Consider the following 3,017-nt stretch of genomic DNA (forward strand, 5'->3'; position numbering starts at 1 on the left):
TGGACAGGCGGTACATCTGATCGTCAAACCTGCCGAGGCCGGGCTCATGACGTCGATGGTCGTGACCACCTCGCGGCGGACCTATCACATTCAGCTCAAGTCCCATCCGACCCAGTACATGGCTCGCATCGGCTTCGACTACCCCGAAGACATCAATGCCCGCTTCGCCGAGATCAATGCACGGATCGACGCGAGCGTCGTTCCCGGCGCCGGCGTTCCCGCCGACCAGCTCGATTTCTCCTTCCATGTCAGCGGGTCCGCGCGCTGGCGACCGACGCGGATCTATAGCGACGGCATGAAGACTTTCATCCAGTTTCCGTCTTCGCTCTCCGGCCAGGATGCGCCGGTGTTGTTCGTCGTCTCCGGTGGCGAAAACCGGATCGTCAACTACCGGATGAAGGGAGCAATGATGGTGGTCGACTACAATATTGATCGAGCGATCCTTGTCTCGGGCGTCGGGCGCCAGCAGCAGAAGATCACGATCAGGCGGGGAGGGTAGGGGATGTCGAAACTCCTCTCTTATCTTCGTTTCTCCGCCGCCCTGTTTTGCCTCGTCGTACTTGCAGCTTGCCAGACAATGGGCGGGACCGGATTGATTGAAAGCGAAGTCACCGCCGAACTCTCAACCGAAGCCGCAAGCTCGATTGCCGCGGACATGGTGGAGCAGCTCGCGGAGCATATCGGACCCGGAAGCACAACCATTGCAATCCGCGGCAATGACATCGTGTTCGGCCCGGCGCTCGAGACGTCCTTGCGGGAAAAAGGTTATGCCGTTGTGACCGACCAGGCGACCACTCAAGCGGCTGTCGAACCGCTGGCCTATAGCGTCGATCAGTTCGAGGACGGTGTGCTTGTGCGGATCTCGACCTTGAAGATCGAGCTCACCCGGATGTACACGCTCGGTACGACCGGTACGACCGGAGCGGTGCCCACAAGTCCCTTGTCCGTCATGCAGCGGAGATCGGCGGACAGGTCATGACACAATCGCTGAAGCTTGGTGGCGCCGGTGCCGAGAGTGGGCCAAGAATCCGAAGACTGAATCGTGTGCCCATCATCGTTGCGATCATCCTCATCGTGGTCTTTCTAGCGGCGATTTTCTTTGGCCTATCCTCAAGGGGATTGCATTTTGGGGACCGGCAGATCGACACGTCGTCGTCGCAACCAGCCTCCAATGATGCCGAAAGGCTCAAACAGGGCGTACCCGACGGGATCATCGGCGAGCCGAAGGTCATTTCGATGCAACCGACGCCAGCCGTCCAAAGGGAAGAACCCACTCGTAACCCGTTCACTCCACCCGACCAGAACCCTCAGAAGACACCAACGCCGCAAGCCCCAGCCATCGAGCCGGAAGCCGTGTGGCGCGCCCGGCTTGAGCGCGAGCAGGAAGAACAGATGCTCCGCGAATATCATCGCCAGCAGATGGCAAGCATTCAGGCTGAGGAAGCTGCGGCCAACTCGCCGACCGCCGTCAATCTCAAGGGCCTCGACAACGCGAAAGCGACGCCGGTCGCAGCATCACAACAGTCCGTATCACCTGCAGGAACGTCAGGCAGTGCAATAGATCTATATGGCACTGCGTTGCAGGCCGGCATTGGCGGGCAGAATGCCGATCCGAATGGGCAGATTGGGAAGGCGCAGTTCTTCAACCAGGATATCGCTGATCTCGGCTACCTGCCGAATTCGGTTGTTTCGCAAATGTCGGCCTTTGAACTCAAGCGCGGTTCGGTCATTCCGGCAACGCTCGTCACCGGTATCAACTCCGATCTTCCCGGTCGCATCACTGCCCAGGTATCGCAAAACGTCTACGACAGCGCGACCGGCCGGCGACTGCTCATCCCGCAAGGAACAAAGCTGTTCGGTCGCTACGATTCCAACGTCTCCTTCGGGCAAAACCGGGTGCTTGTCGTCTGGACCGATATCATCTTTCCGAACGGATCGACGCTGCAGATCGGCGGCATGGCCGGTATGGATACCGCCGGCTATGGCGGGTTCAACGACAGGGTCAATAATCATTATCTCAAGACATTTGGCTCGGCGATCCTTGTCGCCCTGATCGGCGCCGGGACGGACATGCTGCTTCCGAAAGATAGCGCCACCACAATGACGGACAGCGCGGCGGACGCGGCCAGGCGGTCCTTTGCCCAGACCTTCGGGCAAATCTCGCAGCAAACCGTGTCGAAAAACCTCAATGTCCAGCCCACGCTCGAAATCAGGCCAGGCTACCGCTTCAACGTCCTGGTCGATCAGGACATCGTTTTCCCAAAAGCCTATCAATGAATCTAAGCTCGGAAACCGCGACACCGCTACGTGGCGGAACTTGTTTCCGCAGCTCACCACTATGCCGGAATTTTATCATCTTGAACGAGCTCCTCCTGCAATTGATCGATATGCTTTCATTGCCGCTTGAGGAGCGGGCGGCGCGGCGCGCCTTGCGGGATTTTGCAGCGGGCGCAGGCTTCGACTATTTCGCTTACCTGCATCTCCGTGGGCAAGAAAGCTTTGCTGTGTCGAACTACCCCAGGGAATGGCAGGATCAGTACGTCCAGAAGAACTACATTCGAGTTGATCCAGTCGTCACCAAGGCCAAACATGGGCCGCCGATATTTCAATGGTCGGCGGATGAAGCCAGACGAATTGGAAGGCTCGATGTAAGGCAATTCTACAAAGATGCGGATCGGTTTGGAATCCGCTCGGGTCTGTCGGTCTCGGTTCCTGTCGGCTTCAAAAGCAGAATGGTATTCACACTCGCATCCGAGAAGTCCATGGTGTGCATCGACGAGGATCCCGATCCAGTCACTGCAGCGATGGCGGTGGCATTTGTCCATTCCCATCTCGCCTCGGCGACCCCGGATGCTGCCATGGCGTCAGACATTCGCCTTTCACCGCGCGAGGCCGAATGCCTGCGCTGGTTCGCAGACGGCATGTCGATGCCGGACATCGCAGAAACGGTCGAGATAGGATATCGGTCCGTGCGTTCCTATCTCGACGAGGCAACGCGAAAGCTTGGCGCGGCAAAC

4 protein-coding genes are annotated in these 3,017 nt (G+C 58.5%); all 4 read left to right on the forward strand.

Annotated elements, in window-relative coordinates; translation table 11 throughout:
* Positions 1 to 499, forward strand: a 499-nt coding sequence (gene trbG / locus ABJN75_RS06340; protein ID WP_348437883.1) for a P-type conjugative transfer protein TrbG, incomplete at its 5' end; no start/stop codon positions are given.
* Positions 500 to 502: 3 nt separating this feature from the next.
* Positions 503 to 979: a conjugal transfer protein TrbH gene (locus ABJN75_RS06345; protein ID WP_348437885.1), complete on the forward strand. Its 477-nt coding sequence runs from the start codon at positions 503 to 505 to the stop codon at positions 977 to 979.
* Complete coding sequence (gene trbI, locus ABJN75_RS06350) at positions 976 to 2,277, forward strand: IncP-type conjugal transfer protein TrbI (protein ID WP_348437887.1); 1,302 nt, start codon at positions 976 to 978, stop codon at positions 2,275 to 2,277. The genes ABJN75_RS06345 and trbI overlap by 4 nt, the downstream gene beginning before the upstream one ends.
* 80 nt (positions 2,278 to 2,357) lie before the next feature.
* A partial coding sequence (locus ABJN75_RS06355) for an autoinducer binding domain-containing protein (protein WP_348437889.1) occupies positions 2,358 to 3,017 on the forward strand: 660 nt, incomplete at its 3' end.

Origin of the sequence: Hoeflea sp. (assembly GCF_039975035.1) — a bacterium.
In the GTDB taxonomy this organism is placed as follows: domain Bacteria; phylum Pseudomonadota; class Alphaproteobacteria; order Rhizobiales; family Rhizobiaceae; genus Hoeflea.

What these genes read in the sequence shown, in the direction of transcription:
- ABJN75_RS06345 (WP_348437885.1), top strand. Translation starts at nt 503, where the DNA reads ATGTCGAAACTCCTCTCTTATCTTCGTTTCTCCGCCGCCCTGTTTTGC.
- trbI (WP_348437887.1), top strand. Translation starts at nt 976, where the DNA reads ATGACACAATCGCTGAAGCTTGGTGGCGCCGGTGCCGAGAGTGGGCCA.